At 64.1% G+C, this 16,772-nt stretch carries 19 protein-coding genes; 8 read left to right on the forward strand and 11 right to left on the reverse strand.

Translation table 11 applies throughout. The annotated features are described in order from the left end of the window. Positions 1 to 82: 82 nt before the first annotated feature. Entirely contained in the window at positions 83 to 754 is a 672-nt protein-coding gene (locus tag GR167_RS04955) for a DUF1826 domain-containing protein (protein ID WP_160972323.1), read from the forward strand. Beyond that, on the forward strand, positions 751 to 1,866 hold the full coding sequence (locus GR167_RS04960; protein WP_160972324.1) for a CobW family GTP-binding protein: 1,116 nt from the start codon (positions 751 to 753) through the stop codon (positions 1,864 to 1,866). Before GR167_RS04955 ends, GR167_RS04960 begins: the two co-directional genes overlap by 4 nt. A 30-nt stretch (positions 1,867 to 1,896) precedes the next feature. Here GR167_RS04960 and GR167_RS04965 read toward each other — a convergent pair whose 3' ends face one another. The 3 genes from GR167_RS04965 to GR167_RS04975 are packed head-to-tail and all read right to left on the reverse strand — an operon-like array spanning position 1,897 to position 3,967. Next, on the reverse strand, positions 1,897 to 2,520 hold the full coding sequence (locus GR167_RS04965) for a class I SAM-dependent methyltransferase (protein ID WP_160972325.1): 624 nt from the start codon (positions 2,518 to 2,520) through the stop codon (positions 1,897 to 1,899). 22 nt (positions 2,521 to 2,542) lie between these two features. Then, positions 2,543 to 3,280 carry a CDP-diacylglycerol--serine O-phosphatidyltransferase gene (gene pssA, locus GR167_RS04970; protein ID WP_160972326.1) on the reverse strand — a complete coding sequence of 246 codons (738 nt, stop codon included), beginning with the start codon at positions 3,278 to 3,280 and terminating at the stop codon, positions 2,543 to 2,545. Between the two features lie 12 nt (positions 3,281 to 3,292). Continuing rightward, complete coding sequence (locus tag GR167_RS04975) at positions 3,293 to 3,967, reverse strand: phosphatidylserine decarboxylase (RefSeq protein ID WP_160972327.1); 675 nt, start codon at positions 3,965 to 3,967, stop codon at positions 3,293 to 3,295. 416 nt (positions 3,968 to 4,383) lie between these two features. Here GR167_RS04975 and GR167_RS04980 point away from each other — a divergent pair, with 416 nt between their 5' ends. Beyond that, positions 4,384 to 5,895 carry a calcium-binding protein gene (locus tag GR167_RS04980; protein WP_160972328.1) on the forward strand — a complete coding sequence of 504 codons (1,512 nt, stop codon included), beginning with the start codon at positions 4,384 to 4,386 and terminating at the stop codon, positions 5,893 to 5,895. A gap of 161 nt (positions 5,896 to 6,056) precedes the next feature. Here the strand turns inward: GR167_RS04980 and GR167_RS04985 are convergent, their stop codons facing one another. After that, entirely contained in the window at positions 6,057 to 6,317 is a 261-nt protein-coding gene (locus GR167_RS04985) for a DUF2312 domain-containing protein (protein ID WP_160972329.1), read from the reverse strand. Between the two features lie 158 nt (positions 6,318 to 6,475). Between GR167_RS04985 and GR167_RS04990 the strand changes: the two genes are divergently transcribed. Beyond that, complete coding sequence (locus GR167_RS04990) at positions 6,476 to 6,691, forward strand: hypothetical protein (RefSeq protein WP_160972650.1); 216 nt, start codon at positions 6,476 to 6,478, stop codon at positions 6,689 to 6,691. On the opposite strand, the gene GR167_RS04995 is transcribed toward GR167_RS04990, so the two are convergent. The 3 genes from GR167_RS04995 to GR167_RS05005 all read right to left on the reverse strand — a co-directional run bounded on the left by GR167_RS04995 (position 6,692) and on the right by GR167_RS05005 (position 9,498). After that, on the reverse strand, positions 6,692 to 8,788 hold the full coding sequence (locus GR167_RS04995) for a 3-hydroxyacyl-CoA dehydrogenase NAD-binding domain-containing protein (protein ID WP_160972330.1): 2,097 nt from the start codon (positions 8,786 to 8,788) through the stop codon (positions 6,692 to 6,694). Positions 8,789 to 8,903: 115 nt separating this feature from the next. Next, positions 8,904 to 9,119, reverse strand: coding sequence for a hypothetical protein (locus GR167_RS05000; RefSeq protein WP_160972331.1), 216 nt, complete (start codon positions 9,117 to 9,119; stop codon positions 8,904 to 8,906). A 55-nt stretch (positions 9,120 to 9,174) separates the two neighbouring features. Next, complete coding sequence (locus tag GR167_RS05005) at positions 9,175 to 9,498, reverse strand: TraR/DksA family transcriptional regulator (protein ID WP_160972332.1); 324 nt, start codon at positions 9,496 to 9,498, stop codon at positions 9,175 to 9,177. A gap of 146 nt (positions 9,499 to 9,644) precedes the next feature. Between GR167_RS05005 and GR167_RS05010 the strand changes: the two genes are divergently transcribed. The 4 genes from GR167_RS05010 (at position 9,645) to GR167_RS05025 (ending at position 11,920) form a co-directional block, all read left to right on the forward strand. Beyond that, positions 9,645 to 10,508 carry an MBL fold metallo-hydrolase gene (locus tag GR167_RS05010; protein ID WP_160972333.1) on the forward strand — a complete coding sequence of 288 codons (864 nt, stop codon included), beginning with the start codon at positions 9,645 to 9,647 and terminating at the stop codon, positions 10,506 to 10,508. Positions 10,509 to 10,615: 107 nt separating this feature from the next. After that, positions 10,616 to 11,041 (forward strand): YeeE/YedE family protein, encoded by a 426-nt coding sequence (locus GR167_RS05015; RefSeq protein WP_160972651.1) that lies wholly within the window; start codon positions 10,616 to 10,618, stop codon positions 11,039 to 11,041. After that, positions 11,041 to 11,496, forward strand: a complete 456-nt coding sequence (locus tag GR167_RS05020) for a YeeE/YedE family protein (RefSeq protein WP_160972334.1) — start codon at positions 11,041 to 11,043, stop codon at positions 11,494 to 11,496. The genes GR167_RS05015 and GR167_RS05020 overlap by 1 nt, the downstream gene beginning before the upstream one ends. Before the next feature lie 10 nt (positions 11,497 to 11,506). After that, entirely contained in the window at positions 11,507 to 11,920 is a 414-nt protein-coding gene (locus tag GR167_RS05025; protein ID WP_160972335.1) for a protein tyrosine phosphatase family protein, read from the forward strand. A gap of 108 nt (positions 11,921 to 12,028) precedes the next feature. On the opposite strand, the gene GR167_RS05030 is transcribed toward GR167_RS05025, so the two are convergent. Genes GR167_RS05030 through GR167_RS05045 form a run of 4 tightly spaced genes read right to left on the reverse strand, consistent with a single transcriptional unit; the run spans position 12,029 to position 16,716 of the window. Further along, the gene (locus GR167_RS05030) at positions 12,029 to 14,716 is read right to left on the reverse strand and encodes an ATP-binding protein (RefSeq protein WP_160972336.1); all 2,688 of its coding nucleotides are present in this window, start codon (positions 14,714 to 14,716) and stop codon (positions 12,029 to 12,031) included. Then, positions 14,717 to 14,983 carry a hypothetical protein gene (locus GR167_RS05035; RefSeq protein ID WP_160972337.1) on the reverse strand — a complete coding sequence of 89 codons (267 nt, stop codon included), beginning with the start codon at positions 14,981 to 14,983 and terminating at the stop codon, positions 14,717 to 14,719. After that, entirely contained in the window at positions 14,980 to 15,348 is a 369-nt protein-coding gene (locus GR167_RS05040; RefSeq protein ID WP_160972338.1) for a response regulator transcription factor, read from the reverse strand. Before GR167_RS05040 ends, GR167_RS05035 begins: the two co-directional genes overlap by 4 nt. A 57-nt stretch (positions 15,349 to 15,405) precedes the next feature. Further along, complete coding sequence (locus GR167_RS05045) at positions 15,406 to 16,716, reverse strand: helix-turn-helix transcriptional regulator (RefSeq protein ID WP_160972339.1); 1,311 nt, start codon at positions 16,714 to 16,716, stop codon at positions 15,406 to 15,408. Positions 16,717 to 16,772 lie beyond the last annotated feature (56 nt).

Here is a 16,772-nt window from a genome sequence, read left to right on the forward strand (position 1 = left end):
AAGTAACAATGCCTGTTGCGAATATCTAGTAACTATTATAGTTACGTAATGCTGCGCGCGACCGTTCCCGGAGGACTAATAGATGACACAGACCCCGACGCTTTCCGCCCTCCCCCGTGCCGGTGCCCGGCAAACAACACTCGTGTCCTTCATCCCCGGCGTCGAGATCGCGCAGCTGCCGGAGGAGCTTGCCGCCATCCACCACCCCGGCGCGGCGGCGGTGCTGTGGCAACGCCAGCCGCTGGGCAGGTTCCAACGCTGGATCGACGCCCTGCCGCCCGAACAGCTGCCACGTGCGCGGATCATCCTGCGCCCCGGGGCCGTGCGCGAAGCGGTGACCCGGATCGCCGACGCCACCGGACTGCCCGCCTGCAACGAACGCACCCTGCTGATCGACGATATCGCGGCGCTGGCGGATATGTTCGGCCAGGTCATGCGCGCGCCCTTTCTGCGGCTGCGCCTCGACGTGGTGACCACCAACGCCTGCCGGAAATTCCACGTCGACGCGGTCACCGCGCGGCTGGTCTGCACCTATCGCGGCACCGGCACGCAATATGGCGTGGCGCAGAACGGCGCCGATCCCGACCCCGTGCTGACCGTGCCCACCGGCGCGCCGATCCTGCTGCGCGGCACCAAATGGCCTGAAACACCCCGTTCCGGCCTGCTGCACCGGTCGCCGCCGATCGAAGGGTCGGGCGAAACCCGGCTGTTGCTGGTGCTGGACCCGATCACCGATCCGGAAGACGAAGTATGACCGAGACACGCCTTCCCGTGACCCTGCTCACCGGTTTCCTGGGGGCGGGCAAATCCACGCTGCTGAACAAGGTGCTGGCCGATCCCGGCACCGGCCGCATCGCGGTGATCGTCAACGAATTCGGCGAGGTGGGGCTGGATCACGACCTGATCGAGGCCACCAGCGAAGAGGTGGTGCTGCTGTCGTCGGGCTGCATCTGTTGTTCGATCCGGGGCGACCTGGCGCAGACCATCGCCGATCTGATCGAACGGCGCGCGCAGGGCGATCTGGATTTCGAACGGGTGGTGATCGAAACCACCGGGCTGGCCGACCCGGCCCCGATCCAGCAGACGCTGCTGGTCGACCGGTTCCTGGCGACCCATACCTATCTGGACGGGGTGGTGACGCTTGCCGATGCGGTCAACGGGCCGAAAACGCTCGATGCGCAGTTCGAGGCCGTTTCGCAAATCGCCACGGCGGACCTGATCCTGCTCAGCAAGACCGACCTGGCGACCCCGGCGGAGGTCGCGGCCTTCAGATCCCGGCTCGCAGGGCTGAATGCCACCGCGCGGATCATCGACGTGTCAGAAGCGGCGCAGGCGCCGGGCGTCCTGTGGGGCTGTTCGGGCCTGCGGCGCGACGTGACGCCCGACGCCGCCGTTGCCTGGGTCTCGCCGCAGGCCGCGCTCAAGGCGCCTGCCGATCCGCTTGCCAATCTCTCCGGCCTGGCCGCCACGGGTCCGGCGCCGGGATTTTCGCCGCATGACGCCCGGATCAGTTCGGAATCGATCATATTGAAACAACCGATCAAGGATTCCGTGTTCGACTACTGGCTCGACACGCTGATCGCGCTTCGGGGCGCCGACATCCTGCGCGTCAAGGGTATCGTCTTCCTCGAAGGGATCGAGACACCCTTCGTCTTTCACGGCGTGCAGCATATTTTTGACCCGCCCGTCCCGTTGAAAAACTGGCACATGATCGACACCACCTCGCGGATCGTGATCATCGCCCGGGATATGTCCAGACCGGAATTGCAGCGCAGCCTGGACATGCTGCGGTCGACACAGGCGCAAAAACCCGGCGCGCCGGTCTTTCCCGGCTGGCAGGAGGTGGAGACCAGGAACTGGCCCTGAAAGCGGCCGCGCGCGGACAGGGTCGCGGCGCTACGCGGCCTCCGCCTTGCCCAGAACCAGGAACGTCATCATCCCGACCGGCGGCAGGGTTTTCTGCTCCTCGATGCTCAGGTCCTTTTCCCCCAGCACCGTTTCCATCTCGAAATCGGAATGCCAGCCGATGATGCTGGCAAGCGGCGCGGTGACTTTTTCGAGCAGGGCGAGGAACCCCCGGCTGCTCTTGAAATGGTTGGTGATCACCACCTTGCCTCCCGGCTTGCAGACGCGGGCGATCTCGGCCATCACCTTTTCCGGCTCGGGCACCACCGACAGGACATGCATGGCGACGACCGTGTCGAAGTGGTTGTCGGGGAAATCCAGTTCGCGGGCATCCATCTGGCGCAGTTCCACGGTGGCGCCCAGGTCCAGTTCCTGAACCTTCTCGCGGGCCTTGCCGAGCATTTCCTCGCTGAAATCGATTCCCGTCACCTGCAGGCCGGGTTTGTAATGCCGCAGCGAAAGCCCGGTGCCGACCCCGACCTCAAGCACCTTGCCGGACCGGGCGTTGATATAGTCGACCGCCCGACGCCTGCCTGCATTGGTGGCCGCCCCGAAGGTCCTGTCATAGATCGGGGCCCATCGGGCATACGACGCCTTTACCGCTTTTATGTCCAACCCGCTGCTCCCCTTTTTATTTTCAAGCTCTGCCTCTGTCGATCAGGCCCCAGATCACCATGACGACATAGCCGACGCAGATCACGACCAGCGTGCTCCAGGGATTGGTCACGACGGCACCGCCGACGATGGCGAAACCGACGAGGAAGAATTTCACATTGCGGCGCGAAATCTTCGTCGTCTTGAACGACCAGGTCGGTATCCGGCTGATCATCAGGAACCCGATCGCGACCATGTAGAAACAGATCACGATGCCCGGCAGGATCGGCGCATTCGCAAAGGCGAAGGACATGAACATCGGCAGCATCACCAGAAGCGCGCCCGCAGGCGACGGCACGCCGGTGAAATAAGGGCTTTCGCTGGGGGCGTCCTTAGCCTTGCCGCTGACATTGAACCGGGCCAGCCGCACCACGCAGCAGACCGTATAGGCAAGAACCGCAAGCCAGGCGGAACTGGGCATGTCTTCCAGCACCCAGAAATAGAGAACCAGCGGCGGCGCGACGCCGAAATTCAGGAAATCCGCCAGCGAGTCGAGCTCGGCGCCCATCTTGCTGTCGCTGCTCAAAAGCCGCGCCACCCGCCCGTCCAGACCGTCGAGGATGGCGGCCGCCAGGATGAGCTGAACCGCGAGCACATAATTCCCGTGGAACCCCGCGCGGATCGATGTCAGGCCCGCACAAATGGCCGTGATGGTCAGCATGTTGGGCAGCAGCTGAATCAGCGCGAGTTCGCTTGATGCTTTATCGGGACCTTTTACCATCTGGGCGCTCGTCTAACCTCTGGTATCCGCATTCAACTCGGCGATGACCGTTTCGCCCGCGATCATCGTCTGTCCGATGCTGACCATCGGAACCACCCCTTCGGGCAGATACACATCGAGCCGCGACCCGAAGCGGATCAGCCCGAACCGTTTGCCGGTCTCGGTGTCGTCGCCCGGCTTCACGAAACAGACGATGCGCCGCGCCACCAGCCCGGCGATCTGCACGACGGCCAGATCGCGGCCATCCTCCATCCGGATGCACAGGCTGTTGCGTTCGTTATCGACGCTGGCCTTGTCCAGCGACGCGTTGAAGAACTTGCCGGGGCGATAGGCGACCGCGGTGATCGTGCCGGAAATCGGGGCGCGGTTCACGTGACAGTTGAAAACGCTCATGAACACGCTGACCCGTGTCAGCGGGGTGTCGGCCATCCCGAGCTCAGTCGGCGGAACCGCCTTTTCGATCAGCGAAACGATTCCATCCGCCGGACTGACGATCAGCCCCTCGCGATCCGGCGTGACACGTTCCGGATCGCGGAAGAAATAGTAACACCAGATCGTCAGGATGACGCCGATCCAGCCGAGGATATCCGACAGAAGGAAAAGCCCGACGGTAATCGCGGCAAAGATCGCGACAAACTTGCGCCCTTCCGGATGCATCGGTTTGATGAAAGTGCCCAGCATGTTCATTGCGATCGTTCCCCGAGGTCAGTTGGACTGACTTATTATGATGTTCGTATTTGAAAGCAATGCTCCAAGGCAAATTCCGGTTTGGGCCGTCCTTGCCTCCGGAGATGTCCGCGTTTCGCAGATTGCTCCAATTCTTGCCCCTTGCAGTATGCGATAATTCGGGCGCGTTCCAGCCCCACACTGCAAATGATCCCGATGACGGCAATCCGCCGGTTTCTCTCTCGCACGAACTGGGTGCTCATGCCTCACGCCCGGCAAACGGACGCGAAATGTAACAAAAACATGTCATAAACTCAGGTTTATTTCAGGTTTTTCGTACCTGAGTTGGTTGGGCGAAAGGCGAGAAACGTGCACCACTTCCGCGACCCCCGGACAAATCCGTCCGGCAGGATACAGGTATGAAAAGGAAGACCCCGATGTCCCAAGAAAGCGAAGATCACTACATTTTCACCTTCGACGCAAACAACGCGATCACCGCGGTGATCGAAGTGGATGCGTTTGGCAACGAAGAGAACGATCCGATCGGAGCCGATGAGACCTACGAACTGATCGAAGGGCGCGTGGTGAAAACCGAGACCGACGAAGACGGGACCGAAACCACGGTCTATGAACAGGACCCGGACACCGGCCTGTGGTCCGAAGTCAGCGATTCCGAAACGGACGGCGAAGACGACGCGGCCGAAAGCGGCTACGGCATGGGCGACGGCGACCGTTATATGTTCACCTTCGACGATACCGGCACCACCGTGCTCGGTCTGAGCGAAGTGCATGACGACGGTTCCATCGAACCCGAATGGATTTCGCCGAACGAAACCTACCAGGTGTCCGGCGACTACGTGGTCGAAATCGAAACCGATCACAGCACCCAGGAATGGACGATTTTCCAACTGGAGGCTGAGACCGGCTATTACGTGGGCGTGGCCGAGGGCTATGGCGCCCTGGACATGACCGCGCTGGACGACATCGTGGCCGCCGCGGCGACCAGCACCGATTATCAGCGCGACGACAATGACGACTACTATGAGGATTCCGGCGACGACGACGAATTCCACGGCGAAGACGGCGACGATGGCGACGATTACTATCACGGGGGCGAAGGCCAGGATGGCGTCACCTATGTCGGCACCACCAACACCCAGGTCGACCTGCGGCTGACCGAAGCGCAGAACACCGGCCACGGCTATGACCTGTTCGACGGGATCGAGGACATCGAATCCGGCGAAGGCGACGACCACCTGGAAGGCAACGAGCAGCACAACCATCTGCGCGGCAACAGCGGCTCCGACTATCTGTCGGGCTGGGAAGGCGACGACTCGCTGGAAGGTGGCGAAGGCCATGACACGCTGTCCGGCGGCGACGGCAACGACTCGCTGAGCGGCGGGGATACCGAAACCGACCTGTCCGACAACATGTATGGCGGCGCAGGCAATGACACCATGGACGGCGGCTATGGCAATGACGCGATGTATGGCGGCCTGGACGACGACGACATGATCGGCTGGTTCGGGGCCGACACCATGGCGGGCAACGAGGGTCATGACCACATGAACGGTCATGCGCTGTCGGATCAGATGTTCGGCGGCGACGGCGATGACTTCCTGAACGGCGGTTACGGCCACGACCGGCTGAACGGCGGCGCCGGGGCCGACCAGTTCTTCCACCTTGGGGTCGAAGGCCACGGGTCGGACTGGATCCAGGATTACAATGCCGCCGAAGGCGACGTTCTGGTCTTCGGCAACACCGAAGCCACGGCAGACCAGTTCCAGGTCAATTTCGTCGAAACCCCCTTCGCAGGGCAGGCGGATGTCGAGGAAGCCTTCGTGATCTATCGCCCGACCGGGCAGATCATGTGGGCGCTGATCGATGGCGCCGAACAGGAACAGATCAACCTGATGATCGGCAGCGAAACCTTCGACCTGCTGGCCTGATCGAAAAAAGGGCAGCCCTTCGGGGCTGCCCTTTCCTTTCGGCGTCCGCGGCCCGGCAGATGCCAAAGGCGCAGTGCCAGATGAGATTTCTTTGTGACGGCTTGTCCCCCAGCCCCAGCAAAGAAAAAGCCCGGGGTCTTGCGCGCCCCGGGCTTTGCAACTCAGGCCATGCCGAGCGCTTCTTTGTACATTTCCAGCACCGCCTCTTCCTCGGCGATGTCGTCCTTGTCGCGCTTGCGCAGCGCGATCACCTTGCGCATCACCTTGGTGTCGTAGCCGCGGCCCTTGGCTTCGGCCATCACCTCTTTCTGCTGTTCGGCGATGTCCTTCTTTTCCATCTCCAGCCGCTCGTAGCGCTCTATAAACTGGCGCAGCTCGTCTGCGGTCACGCGATAGCTGGCGTCGATATTCGTCTCATCCATGAAGCTGCCTCCGTCTGGTTTTGTTCTTCCCTAGCGCCCTGCCCCGCTCGCCGCAAGTGGCGCCTGCCTGCGCGGCCTGCGAAATTGCGCCACGTTGCCAAGACGCCGCCGATCCGTTACGCCCGTCAAGACGCGCAATGAAGGACGGAGAAGGTGCGATGGAGGGATTGATCTGGGGCGGTGCCGCGATTTCGGTGGCCGGGCTTGCCGGTCTGCTGTGGTGCATCTTCAAGGTCGCTTCCGCGAAACGCGCCGGGCTGAGCGAAGACGAGCTGCGCGAGGCGGTCAAGCGGGTGGTGCCGATCAACATGGCGGCGCTGTTTTTGTCGGTGATCGGGCTGATGATGGTGATCCTGGGGATCTTCCTGGCCTGATCACTCCGGAATCGTGCGGCGGTTGCGGCCCAGCCGGTTCAGCACATCGAATTCCTCGCCATTGCGGACCAGCGCGGCGATACCCGGTTCGGGATCGAAGATATCCGGCGCGGCATCGGTCAAACGGCGCAGTTCCTGCAACACCGTGAACAGCCCGGCCATGTCGGCGGCTTTCATCGGGCCGCCCCGGGGACGCGGGAAACCGTGGCCCAATATCATCGCCGCATCGATGTCGGACGGGCGCAGCGCCGCGCCGCTGCGCAGCAGTTTCGCGCCCTGATTGGCCATCGCGGCGATGCAGATCAGTTCGATCTGGCGCTCGGACGGGGCCGCACCCCTGGAAGGTTCCAGCCCCAAAATGGCCGCGATATCGGGATCTTCGTGATCGCCCAGGTGTTCGTCCCAACCATAGAACCCCGCGCCCGCGCGCAGCCCGGTGCGCCCGGCATCGACCAGATTTTGCAGCGGGGCGCGGAACCCGGTGGGGTAAGCAGCGTGATCGTGCAAAAGCTCCAGCCGTTTCAGCGCCACGTCCAGCCCCAGCCGGTCCAGCGCCCGGAACACGCCGTTGGGCAGACCGAAGCGGATCAGCGCCCGGTCGACCGCATAGGGGCTGGCGCCCTGTTCCACCGCGAACCAGGCGGCCGCGCGCAACGCGCAAAGCATCGCTTCGCCCAATGTGCCGCCGCCGGTGCCGCAGCGCAGGACGGTGCGGCCCAGCCCGGTGGCGAAATCGGCGGTGGTAACGATGGTCGCGGGATCGTTCTGAAGACCGGGAATGACCTCGGCCAGCGGGGCCGATGCCGGGGCGGTGTGGAAATGCAGCCCGATCACCCGTTCGGGATGGGTGGTGACCATGGCGATATCGGCGATCGGCAACAGCGCCGAATTCGTGGCCAGAATGGCATCCTCGCCGACGACCTGATCCAGCGCGGCGAAGACCTGCGCCTTGGTCTTGGGATTTTCGGCCACCGCCTCGATCACCATACCGGCGGAGGCAAGCCGGGTCAGGTCGGTGGTCAGATCGACCTGACGGTCCAGAACGGTTTCGGCCCCCTCGCGCGGGTTCAGCGCATCGAGCACCGCGGCGATGCGCGAGCGGGCTTCCCGCAAAGCTTCGGTGCTGCGTTCGAACAGGATCACCTTGTGCCCCGCCGCCGCGGCCTGCGCCGCGATCGCGGTGCCCGAAGGCCCGCCGCCAACCACGCCAAGCGCGGCGATCCGGTGCGACCCGGCCTGCAGCCGTTCGGGGAAATTCGGCGCCCGATGGATCGCCTGATAGGCATGGCGCAGCCCCTTGGAATAGGGCGCGTCGCGGCAATCCTCCACCGCCGCCTCCTCGAAGGCCAGGCCAGCATCGAAGGGCATGATCAGGCTGGCCTCGACGCAATCGATCAGCCGGGTGTCGGGCGGGCGGTCCTGCCCGTCCAGATCGTGGCGCGCGCGTGAAATCGCCGCCTGGAACGCCGCCGGATCGGCAAACCCGTCGCGGCGGTCGCGGCTGCGGCGCAACCGCTCGGGATGCGCGGCCAGGTCGCGCGCCAGGGTTTCCGCCGCCTCCTCCGCGCCGCCCGACACGATCCGGTCGGACAGGGCTTCCAGCCCCTCGGCCTCCACCGGCACCAGCCGCGGCGCCCGGATCAGATCGAGGCTGAGCCCGGCGCCGATCAGCCGCGGCAGAAGCTGGGTCGCCCCGGCCTCGGGCAGCAGCCCCATCGCGAAACTTGGAAAGCCCAGCAGGCTGGCCCGGTCGGCCACCCGCGCATGGGCCGCCAGCGCCAATTCCAGCCCGCCGCCCAGAACCCGGCCATGCAGCGCCGCGACGACGGGTTTGCCGCTGTCTTCGACCACACGGCACAGGTCCGACAGCGTGGGTGCCTCGGGCGGGGTTTCAAGATCGGCGAAATCGACACCGGTGGAAAACCCGGCCCCGGCGCCGCGCAGCACGATGGCGATGACGGATGGATCGGCGTTGCAATCGCCGATCCGGTCGATCAGGGCGGCGCGCAGGTCGCGGGACAGCAGGTTGGCCGGACCGTTGTCCAGCGTCAGAACCGCAACGCCGTCGCGATGATCGACCTCAATCAGTTTCGCCAAGGGGCTACCTCATTCCGAAACGGCGGGTCGCAACAGGCGACACCGCCGGGATCTTCCCGGCAGTGTGGAAAGGGTTGGGTCAAAACGCAAGCCTCGGGCGGGCGCGCGACCCAAGTTATACGGGCATGTTGTCGAACATATCTTCGACCGCTTCGTCTTCGAGATCGTAATCCAGCTGCTGCAGCCGCTGCGGCACCTTGAAGCCCTTGGCCTTCATCTGTTCGACCGTGGCGTGAAGCTGCGCCTGCATTTCCTTGTGGGCGCTTTCGTCGGCCGCTTCGATTTCGGCCTCCAGCTTCTCGATCAGGTCCAGGAATTTCTGTTCAGACATGGCGGGTCCTCCTCCGGTTGCCGTGGTCGGTGATGTCTCTGAGCCGCGGCGCGCCTTAATGCGCGGCCGCGCAAGCCTTGCAAAACGGCGTCGCGGGCAGCACGTCGAGCCGGTCTGCGGAAATCTCGGCGCCGCATTGGGTGCAAAAACCGTATTCGCCGTCGCGTATGCGCTTCAGCGCCGCGCGGATGCTTCTGATCTCATCCTGCCCGGCCAGTCCCAGATGTTCCAGAACTTCTTCGCCTTCCTGTTCGATGGCGGCGTCGTCCCAGTCCTTGGCATGCGGGGTGTCCAGTTCGGATTCGATCGTATGCAACCGGCTGTCCAGTTCGGACAGGCGCTTCAGCAAAACGGCCTTGCGGTCTTCGATTTTCGTCATTTGCGCGCTCCTTGTAATTCCAACAGACGATTAAATATTTCTGGAAATGCCAGCCTTGATGCAGGTCAATATGCAAATCAGTTGAAATTACACTTGATACATATGCAGCTTTTATTATATGTTGCTATGAAACAGAGGATAGGACCATGACACCCATCGTAACCGCATTCTTCGACGAAGCCACCAACACCATTTCCTATGTCGTTCAGGATCCGAACGGGAAATCTTGCGCCGTGATCGATTCGGTTCTGGATTTCGACTATTCCTCGGGCCGCACCGACACCAAGTCGGCGGACGCGATTGTCGCCTTCGTCCAGGAAAACGACCTGCAGGTCGAATGGCTGCTGGAAAGCCACGTCCATGCCGACCACCTGTCGGCCGCGCCCTATATCCAGGAAAAGGTCGGCGGCAAGATCGGCATCGGCGATCGCATCAAGATCGTGCAGGACACCTTCGGCAAGGTGTTCAACGAAGGCACCGAATTCCAGCGTGACGGCAGCCAGTTCGACCAGCTGTTCGTCGAAGGCGACAGCTTCCATATCGGTCAGCTGCGCGGCGACGTTCTGCACACCCCGGGCCACACCCCGGCCTGCCTGACCTACGTGATCGGCGACGCGGCCTTCGTGGGCGACACGCTGTTCATGCCCGATTTCGGCACCGCGCGCTGCGACTTCCCGGGCGGGTCGTCGGAAGTGCTCTATGCCTCGATCCAGAAAATCCTGGCGCTGCCCGACGAAACCCGCATCTTCGTCGGCCACGACTACAAGGCGCCGGGCCGGGACGAATACGCGTGGGAAACCACCGTCGGCGAACAGAAGGCGAAGAACATCCATATCGGCGCTGGCAAGTCGAAAGAGGAATTCGTCGAAATGCGCGACACCCGCGACGCGACGCTGGCCATGCCCAAGCTGATCATCCCGTCGCTGCAGGTGAACATGCGCGCCGGTCAGATGCCGCCGGCAGACGAACAAGGCGACGTGTTCCTCAAGGTGCCCGTCAACAAGCTCTGAGCGCATAAACGAAAAGGAGCCCCAGCCCACCGGAGCGAATAGCGGTGGCTGGGGCTTTCTGCGCTTAAAACACTATCAACAGGAAAGGAAACGCGATGTTGGAGAATATTCCCGTCGACTGGATCTGGGGTCTGGTCGGAGGTTTGCTGATCGGGCTCGGGGGCGCGGTCTATCTGCTGGCCAATGGCCGCATCATGGGCGCCAGCGGCATTATCGGCGGTCTGGTCGACCGCAGCGGCCTGGACACCTGGAAGGAGCGCGCCGCGTTCCTGGCGGGCGTGTTCCTGCTGCCGATCCCGCTTTACCCGCTCTATCGCGCGGTCGACACCCATATCACCAGCAATATCGCGGTGATCATCGTCGCCGGCCTGCTGGTCGGCATCGGCACCCGGATCGCCAATGGCTGCACCTCGGGTCACGGGGTCTGCGGGATTTCGCGCTTTTCGCTGCGCGGCATCGTCGCCACCGTGTTCTATATCATGGCCGGCGGTATCGCCGTGATCATCTTCCGTCACATGCTGGGGTGGGTCTGATGCGTATTATCTATGCTTTCATCGCCGGCGGCCTGTTCGGCGCCGGTCTGTTCATCTCGGGCATGACCGACACCGCCAAGGTGCAGGGCTGGCTCGACGTGTTCGGCGAATGGGACCCGACGCTGGCCTTCGTGATGGGCGGGGCGATCATCCCGATGTTCTTCGCCTGGCGCATGGTGCCCGGCCGCAAGCCGCTGGTGGGCGGCAACTTCCCGACCCCGCCGGCCCCGAACCTGGGCCGCAACCTGGTCGTCGGGTCGGTTCTGTTCGGCTTCGGCTGGGGCCTGGCCGGTCTGTGCCCGGGTCCGTCGATCGCATCGCTGACCTATGGCGGCGTGAACCACTGGATCTTCGTCGCGGCGATGATGGTGGGCATGCTGTTCGCGCCCAAGGTGCGGGACGCGCTGGACCGGATGGAAAAACCGTCTGTAGACTCCCAGACCCCGGCGCAATAAGGCTGCGGTCATGGATATCAGACAAATCACCCCCCGCTATTCCGTGACGCCTCAGATCAGCGTCGAAGACCTTCCCGCGATCAAGGCAGCCGGGTTCACCCGGGTGATCTGCAACCGGCCGGACGAGGAAAATCCCCCGTCCCACCAGGCCGCGGCGATCGAAGCTGCAGCTAAGGAACAGGGGGTGGACTTCGTTGTCTTGCCCCTGACCCACCAGACCATGACGCCGGACAATATCGCCAAGCAGGCCGATCTGGCGGAAACCGCCGGTGGTCCGGTGCTGGCCTATTGCGCCTCGGGCACCCGCTCGACGGTGGCCTGGGCCCTGGGTCAGGCCGGCAAGATGTCCGCCGACGACATCCTGTTGACGACGGCCAAGGCGGGCTACATGCTCAACCAGTTGCGGCCGCAGCTGGAAGCCTGAGGACCCTCGCCTGAGACATGACGAAAGCGCCCCGGATCAAATCCGGGGCGCTTTTCGTTTGGGGATATGTGAACCACAGGCCGCCGGAAGATCGGGAGATAATGCCCCCTACTGCGCCGCCAGTTTCAGCTTGGCGGGCAGGCTGACCCGGAACGCCGCCCCGCCCTGCCCCGGCAGATAGGCGATGGCGCCACCCAGCCGCAGCATGATTTCGCGGCAGATCGCCAAGCCCAGCCCGGCGCCGCCCGCCGCCTTGTGATCGCTGACCCGGCTGAATTTCTCGAACACCATGTCCTGCGCCTGCGCCGGGATGCCCGATCCGTTATCGACGAAATCGACGATCAGGTAATTGTCGCGCTCGATCACCCGGATGGTCAGTTCAGGGTCCTGCGCGTCGCAGTATTTCTGCGCGTTGGCGATCAGGTTGATGAACACCTGCGCCAGCCGGTCGAGATCGGTTTCCATCACGATATCGTCGGAAATCCCGATCCGGCGGATGCGCAGCCCGCTGTTTTCCGCCCCGGTCGAGGCCAGCGCCTGATTGATCAGATCCTGAAGCGATCCCTCGCGGATGTTCAGGCTGACCTGGCCGTTTTCCAGCACGCTGAGATCCAGCAGGTCATCAAGCAGCCGGGTCAGCCGGATCGCTTCCTGGTGGATGATGTCGGAATATTTCGCCAGCAGGCCCTGATCCAGATCGTCGCCATCGCGCAGGATTTCCGAAAACGCCCGGATCGAGGTCATCGGCGTGCGCAATTCGTGGCTGATCTGGCTGAGGAAGGCGTCCTTTTGCAGCGAAATCTGGGTCAGCTTCTCGTTCGCCGCGCGCAGCTGCCGGGCGGTGCGGGTCAGTTCCGCCGATTTTGCCTCGAGCTGGGACGAGTATTCCATCATCTGCGCGGTCTCGTCGGCCACCGCCAGCAGGTCTTCGACCGACACGGTGGCGCGGCCCATGATCTGGCTGACCATCGCGTGGGCGGTGGCGGCGCCGACCGAGCCGGACAATTCGCGTTCCAGCTTCTGCAGGAAATCCGGCGTCGGGTCCGGCAGGTAGCCACCCAGCCCCTGTTCCACCGCCGCGCGCTGGAACAGCGCCTGCGCCTCGTCGGGGCCCAGGATGCGCTGCGCCATCACCATCAGGTCCTCGGCCTGGGCCAGCCCGCCGGACCAGCCCTGCGGGTTGCCCGAATGCTGGAACACGTTGACGAATTGCGCGCCCTGCAACCGTTCCATCGGCTGCGGGAAGCTGAGGATGGAAAACAGCACGAAGGCCCCGGTGTTGAGCGACATCGACCACAGCACCGTGTGCACCACCGGATCGATCCCTTCGATCCCGAACAGCGCCTGCGGCTTCAGCCAGCCGATCCCGAACGGCCCGTGTTCCAGCAGCCCGGCCGGCAGGAACACCCCCGGCCCGAAGCTGGGCAGCAGCAGCGAATAGGCCCAGATCAAGAAGCCCACCAACATCCCGGCCAGCGCGCCGGTATGGTTCGACCCGCGCCAGAAAATTCCCCCCATCAGCGCGGGCAGGAACTGCGCCACCCCGGCGAAGCTGATCAGCCCGATCGAGGTCAGCGCCGCGCCGCCGCCCGAGAACCGGTAATAGGCGTAGCCAAGCGCCAGCACCCCGGCGATGGAAAACCGCCGCGACACCAGCACCACGCTGCGCACGTCGCCGGAAATCACCGCGCCGCCCTTGGCGATCTTCAGCCAGATCGGCATCACGATATGGTTCGACACCATGGTCGACAGCGCGATCGCCGCCACGATCACCATCGAGGTGGCCGAGGAAAACCCGCCGAGGAAGGACAGCATCGCCAGCGACTGCTGGCCCTGGCTCAGCGGCACGGTCAGCACGAACTGGTCGGGGTTGGCCCCTTCGGGCATCACGTCGAGCCCGACAACGGCGATCGGCACCACGAACAGGCTCATGATCATCAGGTAGGTCGGAAAGGCCCAGCTGGCGGTGCGCAGGTGGTTTTCGTCCTCGTTTTCCACCACCAGCACCTGGAACATCCGCGGCAGCGTCAGGAAGGCCGCCGCCGACAGCAGGATCAGCGCCGTCCAGCGGCCGTTATCGACCTGCCAGGTGCCGATATCCGACGCGTCGATCCGCGCCAGCGTTTCCGACACGCCGCCGCCTAAGCCCCAGACCACGAAGACCCCCACCGCCACCAGCGCGAACAGCTTGACCACCGCTTCCAGCGCAATGGCCATGACGACGCCGTGGTGGCGTTCGTTGGCGTCCAGGTTGCGGGTGCCGAACAGCACGGTGAACAAGGCCAGCCCCGCCGCCACCCAAAGCGCTGTGGCGTCGCTGTCGGCCAGCTGCACCGCCTGCGGATCGATCCGCGCGAAGGAGGCGAAGGACAGCGTCACCGATTGCAGCTGCAGCGCGATATAGGGCGTGGTGCCGATCACCGCGATCATGGTGACGAAGACCGCCAGCAAAGGCGATTTGCCATAGCGCGACGAAATCAGGTCGGCGATCGAGGTGATCCGCTGGGTCCGGCCCACCCGCACCAGCTTGCGCAGCCCCCACCACCAGCCCAGCATCACCAGCGTCGGGCCGATATAGATTGTGACGAATTCCATCCCCGACCGCGCCGCGTTGCCCACCGCACCGTAGAAGGTCCAGGCGGTGCAGTAGATCGACAGCGACAGGGTATAGACCAGCGGCGAACGCAGCCAGGTCGTCCGCCCCCGCAGCGCCGCGCGTTCGGCCATGAAGGCGACCACGAAGAGCATCGCCACATAGGTCAGGCAGACCGCGATGAGAACGTTGAGCGCGCCCATTCAGCGGCCTTCTTTGCCGTCGGTTTCGACGCTGTCGTCCAGCCAGAAGGTCAATGCGAAGGTCAGCGCCACCAGCACCGCCCAGACCAGGAAGATGTAGAGGATCGCCCTGGAACTGCTGACCCCGTCTTCGCCCTGCCCCGGCCACAGCACCGGCACCGCCCAAAGCAGCGCGCCGAGAAACGGCATCAGCCGCGCCGCGTCCATCACCCGGCGCAGCCGGTAGCTGCGCCGTTCCAGGAACAGGGGCGAGCGTTCGCCGCTCATTGCGGCACCAGTTCGCGCAGCGCCTCCAGCACCTCGGCATTGGAGAAGGGTTTGGTCATGAAGCGGCTGGCGCCGATCCGTTCGGCCAATTCGCGATCCTTGGTCTGGCCGCGCGCGGTCAGCATCAGCACCGGCAGGTCGTGGGTGCGGGCGTCTTCGCGCAATTCGCTGAGGATGTCGTATCCGCTCTTGCCCGGCAGCATGACGTCGAGGATCACCAGGTCCGGCGCCTTGGCGCGGACCACATCGACGGCGTCATGGCCGTTCGAATGGGTATCAACCGCCCACCCATCGCGCGACAGAATGAAACTGATCGCTTCGATGATGTTCGGTTCATCCTCGATCACCAGGACATGTTTGCCCATGCACCGCCTCCCCACAGAGCATTATTTCAGTCTTTATCACGAAGATAAGGCCACGAGTCAAAACCCATCGGTCAGGATCGACGGTTCGCGGCGGCCGTCGCAGCCCTCGCGCGGGCAAATCCGGCAGTTCACGCCAAGCCCGTCGATCCCGTCCCGATCCTGATCGGAAGGCCCCGGCGGCACCAGCAGCATATGCGCCTGGAACAGCGGCGCATGGCCGAAATCGGGGGCCGAGACCGGTTCGGCGATGGCATAGGCCAGGAAGGCGTCGCGGCCGCGCATATCCTGCTGCACCAGCCGCCGGATCGGCAGCAGCGGCCGGCTGAGCGCCTGGAACAGCGGCCATTTAGGACAGGCGGCGCCGAAACGCGGCAGCGCGAAGCCCTCGACCGGCTTGCGGAAGACCAGCGTGCCCGACGCGTCGCAGCTGACCATGCCGACCGCCGGCACGCCCCTGGCCGGGGGCAGCGCCGCGATCCGGCGCATCGCCTGCGCCACCGACACGCCGAAGCGCCGCGCCAGCGCCGCCGGGTCGGCCCCGGTTCCGGGCAGCGCCGCCAGCGTGTCGGCCAGCGGCAGGGCGGCGGCGTCTTCGGCATAGCGTTGCAGATATTGCCGCGCCAGCGCCCGGCTGGCCGCCGATTGCAGCCGCTCGCTTTCCTGCAGAACCCCGTCGATTTCCCCCGCCCCGCCGGTTTCCAGCGCCTCGAAATGGAACCCCGCATCGGTCAGGAAGGCATCGAGTTCGTCCTGCGGCGCGGCCAGTCCGGTTTCTTCCTCGCCGCCCTCGTCGAGATAGCTCACCAGCGTCTGGGCGCTTTCGGCCAGCCGCTTGGCGTCTTCGTTGATGTTGCGCTGGAACCGGTCGCGCCATTCCCGTTCCAGTTCCGGCGTATCGGCCAGGATGCCGGCGGTCGACCGGATCGCGGTTACGGTGGACAGGACCTCGTGCAGCGCGGCGGCCAGATGCGGGTCATGGGTCAGCCGGTCGGTCAGGGTTTCGACGATCCGTTCCAGTTCCAGCACCCGGCGATGACGGCGCACCAGCAATTCGGCCCAGCCGGGAAAACGACCGGCGAAATCCTCGGGCGGTTCGCTGTCGGTGGCCGCGATTTCCCCGGCGGCGCGGGCTTCGCCCAGGGTGGCGATCAGCGCCGCCTCGGCCCCTTCGGTCAGCGCCGAGGGCTCGACGCCCAGCGCATCGGCCAGCGACAACAGCAATTTACCGCCGATTCTGCGCCGATTGTGTTCGATCAGGTTCAGATAGGATGCGGAAATACCGGCTTTTTTGGCCAAATCGGCCTGCCGCAGCCCCTGCATGAGGCGTCTTTCCCTGATACGCGTTCCGGTAAGCTGACGCTGCGGCATTTCGTTTTTCCAACCAAATCAACGCATTTCTGCGCTGCCGAATAATTTCTTTACAT

Origin of the sequence: Thalassovita mangrovi (genome assembly GCF_009857745.1) — a bacterium.
GTDB classification, from domain to species: Bacteria; Pseudomonadota; Alphaproteobacteria; order Rhodobacterales; family Rhodobacteraceae; genus Thalassobius; species Thalassobius mangrovi.

Excerpts from the sequence above, each read along its gene's own strand:
- GR167_RS04955 (WP_160972323.1), top strand. The coding sequence starts at position 83 with ATGACACAGACCCCGACGCTTTCCGCCCTCCCCCGTGCCGGTGCCCGG.
- GR167_RS04960 (WP_160972324.1), top strand. The coding sequence starts at position 751 with ATGACCGAGACACGCCTTCCCGTGACCCTGCTCACCGGTTTCCTGGGG.
- pssA (WP_160972326.1), bottom strand. The coding sequence starts at position 3,280 with ATGGTAAAAGGTCCCGATAAAGCATCAAGCGAACTCGCGCTGATTCAG.
- GR167_RS04975 (WP_160972327.1), bottom strand. The coding sequence starts at position 3,967 with ATGAACATGCTGGGCACTTTCATCAAACCGATGCATCCGGAAGGGCGC.
- GR167_RS04980 (WP_160972328.1), top strand. The coding sequence starts at position 4,384 with ATGTCCCAAGAAAGCGAAGATCACTACATTTTCACCTTCGACGCAAAC.
- GR167_RS04985 (WP_160972329.1), bottom strand. The coding sequence starts at position 6,317 with ATGGATGAGACGAATATCGACGCCAGCTATCGCGTGACCGCAGACGAG.
- GR167_RS04990 (WP_160972650.1), top strand. The coding sequence starts at position 6,476 with ATGGAGGGATTGATCTGGGGCGGTGCCGCGATTTCGGTGGCCGGGCTT.
- GR167_RS05000 (WP_160972331.1), bottom strand. The coding sequence starts at position 9,119 with ATGTCTGAACAGAAATTCCTGGACCTGATCGAGAAGCTGGAGGCCGAA.
- GR167_RS05005 (WP_160972332.1), bottom strand. The coding sequence starts at position 9,498 with ATGACGAAAATCGAAGACCGCAAGGCCGTTTTGCTGAAGCGCCTGTCC.
- GR167_RS05010 (WP_160972333.1), top strand. The coding sequence starts at position 9,645 with ATGACACCCATCGTAACCGCATTCTTCGACGAAGCCACCAACACCATT.
- GR167_RS05020 (WP_160972334.1), top strand. The coding sequence starts at position 11,041 with ATGCGTATTATCTATGCTTTCATCGCCGGCGGCCTGTTCGGCGCCGGT.
- GR167_RS05025 (WP_160972335.1), top strand. The coding sequence starts at position 11,507 with ATGGATATCAGACAAATCACCCCCCGCTATTCCGTGACGCCTCAGATC.
- GR167_RS05030 (WP_160972336.1), bottom strand. The coding sequence starts at position 14,716 with ATGGGCGCGCTCAACGTTCTCATCGCGGTCTGCCTGACCTATGTGGCG.
- GR167_RS05035 (WP_160972337.1), bottom strand. The coding sequence starts at position 14,983 with ATGAGCGGCGAACGCTCGCCCCTGTTCCTGGAACGGCGCAGCTACCGG.
- GR167_RS05040 (WP_160972338.1), bottom strand. The coding sequence starts at position 15,348 with ATGGGCAAACATGTCCTGGTGATCGAGGATGAACCGAACATCATCGAA.
- GR167_RS05045 (WP_160972339.1), bottom strand. The coding sequence starts at position 16,716 with ATGCCGCAGCGTCAGCTTACCGGAACGCGTATCAGGGAAAGACGCCTC.